The 14,162-nt window shown below is 72.9% G+C and carries 15 protein-coding genes and 1 pseudogene; 9 read left to right on the top strand and 7 right to left on the bottom strand.

Going from position 1 to position 14,162, the window contains the following annotated elements; all coding sequences use genetic code 11:
• The first annotated feature begins 1 nt into the window (after position 1).
• On the top strand, positions 2–493 hold the full coding sequence (locus FHX44_RS27085) for a hypothetical protein (RefSeq protein WP_147258383.1): 492 nt from the start codon (positions 2–4) through the stop codon (positions 491–493).
• Entirely contained in the window at positions 490–1,443 is a 954-nt protein-coding gene (locus tag FHX44_RS27080; protein WP_147258382.1) for a hypothetical protein, read from the top strand. The genes FHX44_RS27085 and FHX44_RS27080 overlap by 4 nt, the downstream gene beginning before the upstream one ends.
• Before the next feature lie 258 nt (positions 1,444–1,701).
• Here the strand turns inward: FHX44_RS27080 and FHX44_RS27075 are convergent, their stop codons facing one another.
• The 5 genes and pseudogenes from FHX44_RS27075 to FHX44_RS27055 all read right to left on the bottom strand — a co-directional run.
• A complete protein-coding gene (locus tag FHX44_RS27075) occupies positions 1,702–2,058 on the bottom strand; it encodes a CBS domain-containing protein (RefSeq protein ID WP_170309061.1) in 357 nt (118 codons plus the stop codon).
• A 71-nt stretch (positions 2,059–2,129) separates the two neighbouring features.
• Positions 2,130–2,732, bottom strand: coding sequence for a GNAT family N-acetyltransferase (locus tag FHX44_RS27070; RefSeq protein ID WP_147261492.1), 603 nt, complete (start codon positions 2,730–2,732; stop codon positions 2,130–2,132).
• Positions 2,732–3,211 carry an RbsD/FucU domain-containing protein gene (locus tag FHX44_RS27065; protein WP_246171006.1) on the bottom strand — a complete coding sequence of 160 codons (480 nt, stop codon included), beginning with the start codon at positions 3,209–3,211 and terminating at the stop codon, positions 2,732–2,734. The genes FHX44_RS27070 and FHX44_RS27065 overlap by 1 nt, the downstream gene beginning before the upstream one ends.
• Positions 3,212–3,229: 18 nt before the next feature.
• Positions 3,230–3,760, bottom strand: coding sequence for a flavodoxin family protein (locus FHX44_RS27060; protein WP_147258379.1), 531 nt, complete (start codon positions 3,758–3,760; stop codon positions 3,230–3,232).
• Positions 3,761–3,916: 156 nt separating this feature from the next.
• A pseudogene (locus FHX44_RS27055) lies at positions 3,917–4,108 on the bottom strand (NAD-dependent epimerase/dehydratase family protein); the annotation flags it as partial.
• 174 nt (positions 4,109–4,282) lie between these two features.
• On the opposite strand from FHX44_RS27055, the gene FHX44_RS27050 reads away from it, so the two are divergent.
• From FHX44_RS27050 to FHX44_RS27025, 6 genes are all read left to right on the top strand, one after another.
• Positions 4,283–4,678: a cupin domain-containing protein gene (locus FHX44_RS27050; protein WP_212612657.1), complete on the top strand. Its 396-nt coding sequence runs from the start codon at positions 4,283–4,285 to the stop codon at positions 4,676–4,678.
• A gap of 2 nt (positions 4,679–4,680) precedes the next feature.
• Entirely contained in the window at positions 4,681–5,898 is a 1,218-nt protein-coding gene (locus FHX44_RS27045; RefSeq protein WP_246170606.1) for a low temperature requirement protein A, read from the top strand.
• Entirely contained in the window at positions 5,895–7,625 is a 1,731-nt protein-coding gene (locus tag FHX44_RS27040; RefSeq protein WP_147258378.1) for an L-aspartate oxidase, read from the top strand. The genes FHX44_RS27045 and FHX44_RS27040 overlap by 4 nt, the downstream gene beginning before the upstream one ends.
• A gap of 108 nt (positions 7,626–7,733) precedes the next feature.
• Positions 7,734–10,472 carry an ATP-binding protein gene (locus FHX44_RS27035; RefSeq protein ID WP_147258377.1) on the top strand — a complete coding sequence of 913 codons (2,739 nt, stop codon included), beginning with the start codon at positions 7,734–7,736 and terminating at the stop codon, positions 10,470–10,472.
• A gap of 182 nt (positions 10,473–10,654) precedes the next feature.
• Positions 10,655–11,302 (top strand): sigma-70 family RNA polymerase sigma factor, encoded by a 648-nt coding sequence (locus FHX44_RS27030; protein ID WP_147258376.1) that lies wholly within the window; start codon positions 10,655–10,657, stop codon positions 11,300–11,302.
• A gap of 137 nt (positions 11,303–11,439) precedes the next feature.
• A complete protein-coding gene (locus FHX44_RS27025; RefSeq protein ID WP_147258375.1) occupies positions 11,440–11,724 on the top strand; it encodes a DUF3040 domain-containing protein in 285 nt (94 codons plus the stop codon).
• Here the strand turns inward: FHX44_RS27025 and FHX44_RS27020 are convergent.
• Together FHX44_RS27020 and FHX44_RS27015 are read right to left on the bottom strand one after the other, a co-directional pair.
• A complete protein-coding gene (locus tag FHX44_RS27020) occupies positions 11,682–12,362 on the bottom strand; it encodes a response regulator (protein ID WP_246170605.1) in 681 nt (226 codons plus the stop codon). The genes FHX44_RS27025 and FHX44_RS27020 overlap by 43 nt on opposite strands.
• 8 nt (positions 12,363–12,370) lie before the next feature.
• Positions 12,371–13,522 (bottom strand): sensor histidine kinase, encoded by a 1,152-nt coding sequence (locus FHX44_RS27015; RefSeq protein ID WP_170309060.1) that lies wholly within the window; start codon positions 13,520–13,522, stop codon positions 12,371–12,373.
• A gap of 212 nt (positions 13,523–13,734) precedes the next feature.
• On the opposite strand from FHX44_RS27015, the gene FHX44_RS27010 reads away from it, so the two are divergent.
• Entirely contained in the window at positions 13,735–14,145 is a 411-nt protein-coding gene (locus tag FHX44_RS27010) for a DUF6223 family protein (protein ID WP_147258373.1), read from the top strand.
• Positions 14,146–14,162 lie beyond the last annotated feature (17 nt).

Raw genomic sequence — 14,162 nt, 5'->3', positions numbered from 1 at the left:
GATGTCGCCTGCCGTCGTCGTCCTGCTGCTGATCGCCGGGCTGTCCGAGGCACTCGGGCGCCTGCTGCCCGTGATCGCCCGCCGGTCCGGCACGTCGCGGAGCGTCGTGGCCGGGCTGCTGTTGACCGGTGCCGTGGTCGAGGGCACCGTGTTCGCGCTCTGGCCGCTCACAGCGTGGTCCCTCGCCCAGCTGGTGCAGCCCGCTCCACCTCCGGACGTAGTCGTGCCGGCCTGGACACCGGGCCAGCTCGCCCCACTGGTGCTCGCCGCCGTCCTCGCGTTCCCGCTGCTCGGGCCGCTGCTGCACCTGCTGCTCCTGGTGGCGGTCGGGGCGGGCCTCGCCGGGCCCCTCGGCGCGGCGACCGGGCTGGGCTGGTGGGCCGCCGCCGGCTGCGTGGCCGTCGCCGGACTCGGGCTGGCCCTCGCCGTCGAGGCGGTTCGGCGCATGGTCGGGACGATCGGCGCCACCGGGGCGGCGGAGCCCCAGCCATGAGCGAGCTCCTGTTCCTGCTCATGGCCGGCGGGGTCGGGCCGGTCCTGCTCGCCGAAGCGCTCCTCGCCCGGTACGAGGTGCTGGCGTACACGGCCGGCTGGCGGGCTCCCACCACCGAGCTCCCGGCGGGCATGCCCTATGCCCTCGGCGCGGCCGCCGACCGTCCCCCGGACGCCTACCTGGTGTACCTCGACGGCATCGGGAAGCGCCGCTTCCGCGACAGCCGCGACGGCGGCCGGCTGGTCAAGGCGCTGATCGCCGGGGCGCCGGAGCTGCGGGTGCTGGGTCAGGTGCTGCCCTACTCCCCGCTGGCCGACCCGCTCGCCGACCGGCCGGTGTGGGCGTGGCTACGCCGGCACGTCGGTCTGCTGCTGTTCCTGCACAACGTCATGCAGATCTTCGTCGCCGCCGACCGCCGGTACCGCCCCCTCTACAACCGCGCCGTCGGCACCCAGATCGCCACCCAGCTCCGGCTCGCCGGCTACCGGCCCGGCAGCGGCATTCCCGTGGTGCTGCTCAGCTACAGCGGCGGCGCCCAGGTCGCCACCGGCGCGGTCGACGAGCTGCACGCGCAGCTGCGCTCCCCGCTCCTGCTGATCACCCTCGGCGGGTTCCACAACGGCGCCAACGACCTCACGCACGCTCTGCACCTGCACCTGCTCACCAGCGCCAACGACCGGATCGAGCGGGTCGGCACCTGGATCTTCCCGCAGCGCTGGCGGTTGTTCCGGCGCAGCGGGTGGAACCGGGCCCGACGCGCCGGAAGGGTCACCGTGCACCGGCTCGACCCGGCCACCCACGTCGGGCCCCGCAGCTACATCAGCCCCGAGGCCCAGCTGCCGGACGGCCGCAGCCACCTCGACCGCACCGCCGACACCGTCATCTCGCTCGTCCGGGCGGGGCGCAGCGCCACAGCGGCGACGGAGGACGAGCAGCACCAAGGCCATTGACAAGATCCGACCGGTTCCGCGGCGAACCGCTGATCGCGGCCGGAGCGCGGGTGCGTTCCGCAGAACGCGCGGATCAGCAGTACCCCACTGCCGCGACGGTCGCGGTGGCGTGCTGCTCGTGCCGACCCGGCGTGGGTGACCGATCCGGTCAGCACACGACGGTGGTGGCGACAGCGATGGTGTGCGATCCGCCGTGGCTCCGCCCTGTCCGCGGCACCCGCACCCGCCCCGGGTGCGCTACGCCGCCGCCGGCAGCGGTCAGGGCGCGAAGCTCGCCCGGCACAGATCGGCGAGCTCGACCATCCCGACGAGCCGCCGGCCCTCGACGACCGGCAAGTGCCGGATGCCGTGGGACAGCATCAGCCGGGCCGCGTCCTCGGCGAAGGCATCGGCTCGGACCGTCACCGGCTTCGCCGTGACGACCTGGCTGACGCGCGTGTCCTCGAGGCTTCGACCGTGGGCGACCGCCCTGGTGATCTCGGCGGCGGTGATCATCGCGACGGGTTCGTGGGTGTCCTCGTCCACCACCACGAGCGCCGGGTCGTGGAGGTGCTCGATCAGGTAGGCGGCCGCGGCGAGGTGCGCGTCCGGTTCGATCGTCGCCGGCGGCCTCATGACCTGCCCGACGGTCTGCCGGCGTGACAGGTCGGCCGCTGCGGTTTTCACCGGTGACGGGGAATGAGTGCTCATGATGATTCGTCCTGGTTCTCGACGTTGGGTGTCGGCACGTCCAGATCGCCTCGACGGAGGCGGTACACCTCGAGCGTGAGGTCGTAGTACTTGTCCGTCACGCCGACCCACTCCATTCCGACGCGACGCGCGGTGGCCGCACCCTTCACGTTCTTCGGGCGCACCACGGCGAAGATCTCGTCCAGGCCGGCTTCGAAGGCGTAGTGGGCGACGGCATGGCCGGCCTCGGTCGCAAATCCGTTGCCCCAGGCCTTCGGAACGATCTGCCATCCGACCTGGAGGTCCAGTTCGTACGGAGGCAGCGGCAACAAGGTCACGCCGCCGACCACCTCGCCGGTCTCCTGCAGCTCGACGGCCCAACGGCCCTGGCAGGAGTCCACCGACGCGCATTCGGTCATCCAGCTACCGAGGTGCGCCCGCATCGTCGCGATGTCGGGCACCCGCTCCACCGCCGGCGCGAGCCATCTGGACACGTCGTCGGCACCGTAGATGGCGAGCGCGGCCTCGGCGTCGTCGAGGATCCACGGCCGCAGGAGGAGCCGGGCCGTGCGGATGCGCTCCCCGTCGACGATCAGATCGTGCTTCCCCCCGGGTGCCATCACGGGCTTTGCTGCCCGTTCGGGGAGAGGACGCTGGCCGGTGTCACGTCCAGCCCCTTCCGCAGGATGAAGTTCCCCTGCTTCCTGGCATCTCCGGTGATGATCAATCCATAGCAGTTCCTGACCTGCTCGTGGAATTCCCGGTGTGCGACTGCGGCGATCGAGCACCGGAACCCCAGTGCGTCATCGACCTCGACCTGCACCGCACGTCGCACCTCGCACAACGGTCCCGAATCGGCGTGCTCGATCTGCCTGACCGGAGCAGCGACGAAGGTGGTGTCGATCTGCACTGCCGACAGGACGGCACGCATCGCCTGGAGGATGTCGGCGCCGCCCATCTGCACCACCATGCCGCGCAGCTGTCCGTCCTGGCCGACGAGGTAGCACGAATCCACCACGGCGACCTCGTCGCCGTGCCCCATCGCCCACAACAGGAACAGCACGTCGCGCGGAAGGCGGGGATCAACGCTCCTGATCATCCGGGCCACCGGCCGTCATCACGCGACCGGGACCGGTCCGCCCTCGGCGGCCGCACCGGCCAGCAGCCGGCCTGCGACACGGGCGACGTCCCGCCCGGTCTGCCGAGCGACGGCGCGCCCGTCCAGGTCCTGGGCGCGGGGTGCGGGGACGAGGACGCCGTCCAGGCGGAGCAGCGCGCGGAACAAGGTCATCAGCGTGGCCTCGTGCCCACCGTGCAGCACGCCGTCGTCGGAGGCGAAGCCGGACCAGACGATCTCCCGCTGCCTGCCGCCGCCGAGGGGCTCCAGCGTCTCCAGGAACGATCTGAGCGGAGATGCGAGGCTGCCGTAGCGGCTCGGCGAGCCGAGGACGACCGCGTCCGCCCAGCGGACGTCGTCCGGGGTGGCGAGGTTCCCGACACCCGCCTGCGCCGCGGCGGCGTGGTCCGGCACGCGCCGGATCCGGACGACCGCGCCCACCTCCTCGGCGCCGGTCGCCACCTCCTTCGCCAGGGCCTGGATGCCGTCCGCCGTTCCGAGGTGGATGACCGAGACCTTCGGTTGCTCCATGGGTGTCTCCTTCGACTGCGACGGTGTGCGTGATCGGTGTGTTCGCCCCGCGGACTACTGCCGCTGGGCGAGCCACGTGCCGAGGGTGATCTCCCCGAGCTGGGCGTCCGGGCCCGGAAGCAGCGTCCGCTCGCTGATCCGCGCGCCGGAGTAGCTGGCGAACGACGGCGAGTTCGACACGTCAACCACGACCGCCGCGCCGTCGAGCGCCTCCGCGAGCCCTTCACCCGTCAACGTGTTCACGCCGGTGTTCGGGGCCGCCGGCACCGCCTCGTGGCCGTGTTCGCCCAGCTTGGTCACCAGCTTCGACCCGATCAGCCCGGTACCACCGATCACAACGACCTTCACGACGCATCCCTTCGTCCGAGCCCGCTCTCGTGCGGAGCGGCGCCGGAAGCGAGGACAGGACGGCCGGTGGATTCGTGACGGCCGGGTCCGCCACGTCACGGTGCCGGTCCTCGTGTCACGGCCAGGGCGTCCGTCCGGTCCTACTGGCGGCACACCCGCACCCGAGGAGGACACATGGATCCGACGCCCCTGATCGAAACCGCGCGGGCGCACGTCGAGCGGGCGCGGGCGGCGGCTCACGGCCGCAGCACGCACACCGTGCACGGCGGCCACGACCGCGCGCTCCGGCAGGCCGTGGTCGCCCTGAGAGCCGGCACCACGCTGCACGAGCACCACAACGTGCGGGAGGCGACGTTGCAGGTGCTCGCGGGCCGCGTCCGGCTGACCACCGGCACGCAGGTGGTGGAGGCCGTGACGGGCGCCCTCGTCACGGTGCCCACCGAGGCCCACACCCTCGATGCCGTCGAGGACTCCGCGCTGCTGCTCACCGTCGCCCTCGGTGCGCTCGACACCGTCGCCGTGGTGAGTAACGCCGGCCCGGCCTACTCGTGGCAGGAGGACTGGGCGTAGCCATGCCGCAGCTCCGGATCCCGATGACGGCGCGCAGCGTCGACGAGCCGCACCGAGCGGCGACGCAGCTCGAGCTCCTGTTCGACCTGACGTTCGTGGTCGCCGTGGCCGCGGTGGTGGCGCAGCTCGGCCACGCGGTGGCCGACGGGCATGCGGCGCAGGCCGTGAGCCCGTTCCTGCAGGTGTTCTTCGCCATCTGGTGGGCCTGGATGAACTTCACCTGGTTCGCTTCGTCCTACGACACCGACGACGTGCCGTACCGGCTGCTCACCTTGCTGCAGATGGGCGGGGTTCTCGTCCTGGCCGCCGGGGTGCCGGCCGCGTTCGCGACGGGCGACTACCGCGCGATCACCCTCGGCTACCTGGTGATGCGGGTGGGCCTGCTCGTGCTGTGGCTGCGGGCCGCGCGGGAGCACCCGGAGGGCAGGCGCACCGCCCTCCGGTACGCCGCGGGCATCGGCATCGCCGAGGTCCTCTGGCTCGTCCGCCTCCTGCTGGCCGAGCTCGGGGTGCTCACCGGCGTGGCGCTCGTGGTGGCGTTCGTGGCCCTCGCCGGGGCGGAGCTGGCCGTGCCGATGTGGGCCGAACGCAGCCGGGGCACGAGCTGGCATCCGCGCCACATCGCCGAGCGGTACGCACTCTTCACGATCATCCTGCTGGGCGAGAGCGTCCTCGCGGCGTCGATCGGGATCGCCGACGTCGTCTCGGAGGGCCTGCACTGGTCGCTCGTGGTCGTCGCCGGCTCCGGGCTGGTGCTGCTGTTCGCGCTGTGGTGGCTCTACGAGCTGGAGCCGAGCGGAGACGGGCTGTCGAACCGCCGGAGCCGCTCGTTCCTGTGGGGCTACGGCCACTACGGGATCTTCGCCTCCCTCGCGGCGCTCGGGGCGGGCCTCGAGGTCGCCGTGCGGCAGACCGGGGCGCACGGCGCGCTGGATCCGCGCGGCGCGGGGTACGCGGTGGCGATCCCCACCGCGCTGTTCCTGGCGCTGCTGTGGGCGAGCCACTCCCCGATCGTGCCGAGGTCGCGCGTCCGGCCGTCCGTCCTGTTCGGAGCGGCCGCCCTCGTGCTCCTGGCCCCGGCGGTGGGCGCCGGAGCCGGGGTGGGCGCGGTCGTCGCCCTCGTCGCGCTGGCCGCAGCCGCGGCCGTCCTCGTGACGATCCTGCGCACGACGACACCGGGATCCGCACACCCGCTCACCACGGTCCGGTCCCTCCGATGAGCGCGCCGGAGCGGCGGCTCGCGACCTCCGTCCTGATCATCGGGACCGGTGGCTCCGGCCTACGGGCCGCCATCCAACTGGCCGAGCGGGGCACCGACGTCCTCGTGGTGGGCAAGCGGCCGAGTGCCGACGCGCACACCACCCTCGCCGCGGGAGGCATCAACGCCGCCCTCGGCACCATGGATCCCGGGGACTCCTGGCAGCAGCACGCGGCGGACACGCTCAAGGAGAGCTACTTCCTCGCGGACCCGACCACCGTTCGGATCGTCACCGAGGGCGCGGCCCGCAGCATCGCCGACCTGGACCGCTGGGGCATGCCGTTCGCGCGCGAGGCGGACGGCCGCATCTCGCAGCGGTACTTCGGCGCGCACACGTTCCGGCGGACCGCCTTCGCGGGGGACTACACCGGCCTGGAGATCCAGCGCACCCTGGTGAACCGCGCCCGGCAGCTCGACGTTGCGATCATCGACACGATGTACGTCACGCGGATCCTGACGCGGCACGGCGTGGTGTTCGGCGCCTACGGGTTCGACATCGGAGACGGCACCCGGTACGTGGTCCACGCCGACGCGGTGATCCTGGCCGCGGGCGGCCACACCCGGATCTGGCGGCGCACCTCCTCGCGACGCGACGAGAACACGGGCGACGCGTTCCGGCTCGCCGTCACCGCGGGAGCGCGCATCCGGGATCCCGAGCTCGTGCAGTTCCACCCGTCGGGCCTGCTCGGGCCCGAGAACGCCGCCGGCACGCTCGTGTCGGAGGCGGCCCGCGGCGAGGGCGGCGTGCTGCGCAACCGGCTCGGCGAGCGGTTCATGGTGCGCTACGACCCCGTCCGGATGGAGCTCTCCACCCGGGACCGGGTCGCCCTCGCGGCCTACACCGAGATCAAGGAGGGCCGGGGCACCCCGGACGGCGGCGTGTGGCTCGACGTCTCCCACCTGCCCCGGGACACGATCATGCAGCGGCTCCCCCGCGTCTACCAGACCCTGATCGAGCTGCAGATGCTCGACATCACCACCACGCCGATCGAGATCGCGCCCACCGCCCATTACTCGATGGGCGGGGTCTGGGTGCGGCCGGAGGACCACGGCACCGGGATCGCCGGCCTGTACGCCGTCGGCGAGGCCGCCAGCGGGCTGCACGGGGCCAACCGCCTCGGCGGCAACTCCCTGATCGAGCTGCTCGTCTACGGTCGGATCGTCGGCGACGCCGCCGCGGACTACTCCGCCGACCTCGATGCGCAACCGCGCAGCGCCGCCGCCGTGGCGCAGGCGCGTGACGAGGTGGACCAGGTGCTCGCCGCAGACGGGCCGGAGAACGTGCGCTCCCTGCAGCGCGCGCTCCGCGACATCATGACCGAGCACGCGGGCGTGGTGCGCGACGAGACCGGACTGCGGGAGGGCCTCGCACGCCTGGGGGACATCGAGACCGCCGAGAAGAGCATCGGGGTGCATCCCGACCTGGCCGGCTTCCAGGACCTGGCTCACGCGTTCGATCTGCGCTCCTCGCTCGTCGCCGCGCGCGCGACGGTGGAAGCGGCACTCGAGCGCCGCGAGACCCGCGGTTGCCACAACCGCTCCGACTTCCCGGACGTGGACGAGTCGCTGCGAGTCAACCTGGTCTGGTCGGGGCCGGGGCAAGTCGTCAGGGAGCCGGTGGCGGAGACACCGGTCGAGATCGCCGCGCTCATCAGGGAGGTCTCGAGCATCGGCAAGCTCGTCGAGTGACCATCGTTCTACGACGAACGCCCATGATCCTTGGCCCGATCGGCGTCTGGCCGCCCCGGATGGCCTGGTCGATAGACTGAAAGCCCTTTCGAGCAGCGGCGGTGGGGGATGTCGAGCAGCGGTCCGCAGGGTCTGCGCGGGCGCCGCCGTGAATGCCGCGAGCTGGATCAGCTACTGGCGGGTGCCCGCGAGGGACGGAGTCGCGTGCTCGTCCTGCGCGGCGAAGCCGGGATCGGCAAGACCGCGTTGCTGGAACACCTCGCGAGCCGCGCCGAGGGGTGCCGCATCGCGCGCGCCGCGGGCGTGGAACTCGAGATGGAGCTCCCTTTCGCCGGGCTCCACCAGCTCTGCGCACCGTTCCTCGACCGGCTCGAGCGGCTTCCCGGCCCTCAGCGTGACGCGCTCGGCACCGCGTTCGGCTTGCGCAGCGGCAACCCCCCGGACCGCTTCCTGATCAGCCTGGCGACCCTGAGCCTGCTGTCGGACGTCGCGGAGGAGCAACCCCTGGTCTGCCTCGTCGACGACGCCCAGTGGCTCGACCAGGCCTCGGCACACACTCTCACCTTCGTGGCCCGGCGTCTGCTGGCGGAGCCGGTCGCGCTGGTGTTCGCCACCCGGACGGTCGGCGAGGACCAGACGTTCCGGCAGGTCCCGGAGATGCAGGTCACCGGCCTGAACGACGCCGACTCCCGCGCGGTGCTCAGGACGGCACTGCGCGGCCCGCTCGATGCCGCGGTACTCGACGAGATCGTCGCCGAGGCGCGGGGCAACCCGCTGGCGCTCCTGGAGCTGCCGCGCGGGCGCACACCTGCAGAGCTCGCGTTCGGGTTCGGGCTCGCGCACACGATGCCGCTGGCCAGCCGCGTGGAAGAGGAGTTCGTCCGGAGGCTCCGGCCGCTTCCCGCAGACACCAGGAAGCTCCTCCTCGCGGCTGCGGTGGAGCCGGTCGGGGACGTCATCGTGCTCTGGCGCGCGGTCGAACTGCTCGGGATCAAGCCTGACGCGGCGGTTCCGGCGGAGACGGACGGCCTGATCGATCTCGGCACGCGCGTACGGTTCCACCATCCGCTCGTGCGCTCGGCCGCATGGCGTGCAGCCGAGGTGCACGACCTGCAGGATGTGCACGGCGCGCTCGCGGAGGTGACCGAGCTCGATCCCGACCGCCGGGCGTGGCACCGCGCCCAGGCGAGCGCCGAGCCGGACGAGGAGGTCGCCGCCGAGCTCGAGCGCTCGGCCGACCGTGCCCGTTCGCGCGGCGGGTTCGCGGCGGCTGCAGCCTTCCTCGATCGGGCGGCCGAGCTCACCCCTGACGAGGCGCGGCGGACGGGCCGCATCCTGGCCGCGGCGCAGGCCAAGCTGCACGCCGGCGAGTTCGACGTGGCTCGGAACCTGCTCGCAGTCGCCGAGGCGGGCCCGCTCGACGAGCTCGGGCGGGCACGGGCCGATCGGCTGCGCGCCCAGGTCGCATTCGCATCGAACCGCGGCAACGAAGCCCCTCCCCTGCTGCTCGCCGCAGCCGAGCGGCTCGAGTCGCTGGACGCCGAACTGGCCCGCGACACGTACCTGGACGCCTTCTCCGCTGCGATGTTCGCCGGCCGCCTCGCGGGCACGGCCAACACCGTCCACGTGGCGCGAGCGGTTCCGCGCACCCATGCGGACGGAACGCGCAAGGGCGACGTGCTGCTGGAAGGACTGGCCTCGCTGTTCACCGATGGCTACTCGGCGGCGATGCCGCTGGCCCGGCGAGCGCTGCAGGCGTTCTCCGCCGAGGACCTCTCGGTGTCGGAGGGACTCCGCTGGCTCTGGCTCGCGTCGATCATCTCGGTGGACGTCTGGGACGACGAGTGCTGGCAGGTTCTCTCCGCCCGCCACGTGAGTCTCGCTCGGGAGGCCGGTGCCCTCGGCGAGCTCCTCCTCGCGCTCAACTCGCGCGTCATGGCGCAGGTCTTCGCCGGCGAGCTGACGGAGGCCGCACCCCTCATCGACGAGGCGAACGCGGTGGGGGAGGCGACCGGAAGCAGTCTGGCTCCATGCGGAGCCATGGCGCTCGCCGCGTGGCGCGGGCGCGAAGAGCAGGCGCGCGCCCTGATCGAAACCAGCATGAACGAGGCCGTGGCCCGCGGTGAGGGGATCGCGGTGACCATCGGGCACTGGACGAGCGCGTTGCTCCTCAACGGGCTGGGCCGGTATGAGGACGCCCTGGACGCGGCTCGCCAGGCCGGCTTGTTCCCCACCGAGCTGTGCGCGGCGAACTGGGGGTTGGCCGAGCTGGTGGAGTCGGCGGCCCGTACCGGCGCCGTCGAGGATGCGGCCGAGGCCCTCGAGCAGCTCTCCGCGATGACCCGGGCCAGCGGCAGCGACTGGGCGCTCGGTGTGGAGGCGCGCTCACGCGCGCTGCTGAGCGATGGCGAAGCCGCCGGGCGGCTCTACCAGGAGGCGATCGAGCGGCTGAGCCGAACCCGGGTCCGGGGCGAGCTCGCCCGGGCCAGGCTGCTCCACGGCGAATGGCTCCGCCGAGAAGGCCGACGCCTCGACGCACGCGAGCAGCTGCGGGCTGCTCACGAGCTCTTCATCGCGATGGGCGCCGAGGGGTTCGCCGACCGGGCCCGCCGCGAGCTGCTCGCCACCGGCGAGACGGCACGCAGACGCACTGCCCACACCCGTGACGAGCTCACCGCGCAGGAGGCGCAGATCGCCCGGCTCGCCGCGCACCGGCACACGAACTCGGAGATCGGCGCCCAGCTGTTCATCAGCCCCCGCACCGTCGAGTGGCACCTGCGGAAGGTGTTCACCAAGCTCGGCGTCAGCTCCCGCAAGGAGCTGTCCGAGGCCCTCCCGACGCCGTAGCACCCGGGACGTCCACGTCCCCGAGGGGCTCGTTGCGGCCGCCGAGCCCGTCCGGGCTACCTCCCGCCACAGCAGGCCCGGCGACGGGCACACCTGACCCGGGGACCCTGGCCCCGCCCCCAGGGGCACACCCGGGGTTACCAAGGGCGCGACCGGGCCCCGGGCCGGACGACGGTGGTCCCATGCCCATCGACATCGCGTCCGCAACGGCCGAGGAAGCAGCGGACTTCCAGAGCGTCCGTCCACGTCTGTTCGGGATCGCGTACCGGCTGCTCGGCCGGGTGGCCGACGCCGAGGACGTCGTCCAGGACGTCTGGGTGCGTTGGCAGGGCGCAGACCGAGCACAGGTGCACGACCGGGTCGCGTTCCTCGTGAAGATCACGACGCGGCTCGCGCTCAACGTCGCCGTCTCCGCACGCGCGCGCCGCGAGGTCTCCGTCGACAGCTGGTTCCCGGCGCGAGCCTTGACCGCCGAGGACCCGACGGTGGCTGCCGAGCGGTCGGCCGACCTGGAGCAGGGGGTCCTGCTCCTGCTCGAGCGGCTGTCACCGATCGAACGTGCCGTCTTCGTACTCCGGGAGGCGTTCGACTACCCGTTCCGCGACATCGCGGAGGCGCTCGGGATCAGCGAGGCCAACGCGCGACAGCTCGGGCGACGGGCCCGGATGCACCTCACCGAGGCCCGGCATGCGCCCGTTCACCAGGTGGCTCGTGACCGGTTGCTGCGGGCCTTCCTCGACGCCGCTCAGGCCGGCGCCGTGGCGCGCCTGGAACAACTGCTCGCCGCTGACGCCCTGCCTCCGTCCGGGCGCGGCCGTGCAGTGGCGTGACCGACCGACGAGAACGTCATGCAGGAATCCCCGAGTACGGCACCGTGGGGTCTTCTCGACGACGAGGCACGTCTGGTCGATGCCGCCCACGGCCGCGAGAACGGACCCAGGAACGATCCCGAGAGGAACGCCGGACCATGAACCGCCAGGAGCACCGCGCGCTGCGCGCCATCGAGAGGAACCTGGCCGTCGAGGACCCGAGACTGGCCGAACTGCTCCGCACGTACGGGAAGAGCCGTTGGAGCCGGATCGGCCACTACGCCGGATGGATCGCCGTCCCGTTCACGCTGCTGGGATTCGTACTGGGAGACGGCCTGCTCCTGCTGACCGCTGCGCTCCTGGTGAGCGGCGCCGTTCTCGGGTGGGCCCTGCGGCCCGGTCAGGGGCCCGGGTCCGGTGGTTCGACGAGGCGGAACCGGTAGGCCATGGCGACCAGCTGTGCGCGGTCGCGGGCGCCGAGTTTGGCCATCGCGCGGCTGACGTGGGTCTTCGCGGTGGCGTGGCTGATCGTGAGCGCGGCGGCGATGTCGGCGTTGCTCAGCCCGTGGGCGACGAGTCCCACGATCTCCTTCTCCCGGGCGGTCAGCTGGGCAAGAGCGTCGGCATTCAGGCGCGGGGTCGTGCTCGCCTCGGCGAGCCGGGCGATCAACCGGCGGGTCAGCCCGGGCGACAGGAGTGCCTCGCCGCCTGCGACCACGCGGATGCCGCGCAGCAGCTGGACCGGCTCGGTGTTCTTGATCAGGAAGCCGGCGGCTCCGGCACCGAGCGCTTCGACGACGTACTCGTCGTGGTCGAAGGTGGTGAGGATGAGCACGTGGACACCGGCGAGGTCGGGGTCCGCTGCGATCTCGTGGGTGGCCCGCAGTCCGTCGACCCCTGGCATCCTGATGTCCATCAGCACGACGTCGGGGCGGGTCTGGCGGGTCAGGGCCACCGCGGTGGCCCCGTCGGCGGCCTCGCCGACCACGACCATGCCGGGCTCGGTCTCGATGAGCACCCGGAAGCCGCCTCGGACCAGGGCCTCGTCGTCCGCGATGAGCACGCGGATCGGTTCGCTCACACCGGCCATCATCGCGGGTTCGCGATGGGCAGCTCGGCGTGCACCTCGAAGCCGCCGTCGGGATGCGGGGCCGCGGTGAGGTGCCCGGACAGGGCGCGTGCGCGTTCGCGCATCCCGTCGATGCCGTGCCCGCGGGAGGTGTCCGCGCCGGCGCCGACCCCGTCGTCGCGGATCCGGACCGACAGCCGGGACGGCTCGTGCTCCAGCGTGAGCCGGACGGTTCGCGCCTCGGCATGGCGCAACACGTTGGTCAGCGACTCCTGGATGATCCGGTAGGCGGCCATGTCGACCGGGGCCGGCAGCGGCCGCGGATCGCCGTCGACGCGCAGCTCCACCCGCAGGCCCGCGGCCTCCGCCGTGCCGACCAGCTCGCCGACCCGGTCGAGCCCGCCTCGCGGCGCACGCGGTTCCTCGCCCGCGGTGTCGGAGCGCAGGATGCCGAGGATGGTCTTGACGTCGGTGAGGCCGTCGTCGCAGACCTCCTTGATCGCGGCGAGGGCCTCGCGCGCCTGCCCGGGGCGTCGGTCGATGACGTGCAGACCGACTCCGGCCTGCACGCTGATGGCGGCCATGGCGTGCCCGAAGACGTCGTGCAGCTCGCGTGCGATGCGCAGCCGTTCCTCGGCCGCGAGCCGGCGTGCCCGCTCCTCTCGGGTCCGGGTCTCCCGGGCGAGCTCGGCGCGGGTGGCCGAGAGGAGCGCCCGGTAGTAGCCCACGGCCGTGCCTGCGCTGGCCGCGGTGGCCGCCAGCAGCACCGCGATGGGGACAACGCCCGCGGTCTCGGTGTCGCCGAGCACCACGCGGATCGCGAGGATCTGGATCAGCGCCGTGACGACGGCGCCTGCGAGGCCCCACCGCCACCCCCGGTCGGCCGCGAGGGTGTAGCAGCCGATCATCGGCGCGAGCGTGATCAGCAGGCCGGGACGGGCACCGAGGTACCAGACGATGGTGATCGCGTTCAGCACGACGAGCACCGCGACCGGAAAGCGGCGGCGCAGGGCGAGCGCGGCGGCGACGGCCACGAGCAGCGCGATCGCGCCGGCGTCCACCGGGCGGCCCTCGACGAGGGTGGCGGCGACGAGCCCGAGCGCCACGCAGCCGCCGAGTATCGCGTCGACCACGAACGGCGTCGGCGCACCGCGATCCACCACCACAGGCATGCTGTCGACCATCCTCCCGCCCTCGGCCGGGCCCATGGTGCGTGGCCTGCCGCGAGCGCGCATCCACGCGGTGTGGTGTCTTCGGACTACCACCGGCGGCTGACCGTACGCCCAGCGGATCAGCCGGGAAACACATCCGTCGTCCGACGCGCGGGCCCCCGCCCGGCGGTCAGCATCGACGCCGACACCCGCCTCGACGGAAGGAACCGCCGATGTCGTCCGTGCACCTCCTCCTCTCCGCACCCGAGACCGCGCACGCCACCGTCGCCGCAGGCGGTTACGTACTCGGCGTCGGGCGAACCGTGCCCACCTCGGCCGCCGTGCTGGCGTTGGCCGGCGTGGTCGTCGGCGGATGGGCACTGGCCCGCCCCGGCGACCGCCGAGCCGTGCCGATCACCGCGCTGGTCATGGGCCTGATCGGCGTGGTCGTCGGCGGCGTGCACGGGGCCAACGCCGCAGGCGGTCTCGGTACCGGCAACGGGCTGGCCGGGGCCGTCATCGCCGTGGTACTCGGGCTGGTCGGCGTGGTCCTCGCCGGGCTGGCGCTCGCCCGCTCCCGGCGCATCCACCGGCGTGGACCGATCGCCGGGTCGAAGAACGGTCCCGCTGGTCGGCTCACCTAGACTCCGTCGCGGACCGG

Origin of the sequence: Pseudonocardia hierapolitana (genome assembly GCF_007994075.1) — a bacterium.
Taxonomy (GTDB): domain Bacteria; phylum Actinomycetota; class Actinomycetes; order Mycobacteriales; family Pseudonocardiaceae; genus Pseudonocardia; species Pseudonocardia hierapolitana.
The sequence above is the reverse complement of the archived record's forward strand: the minus strand, read 5'-3'. Positions and strand labels throughout refer to the sequence as shown.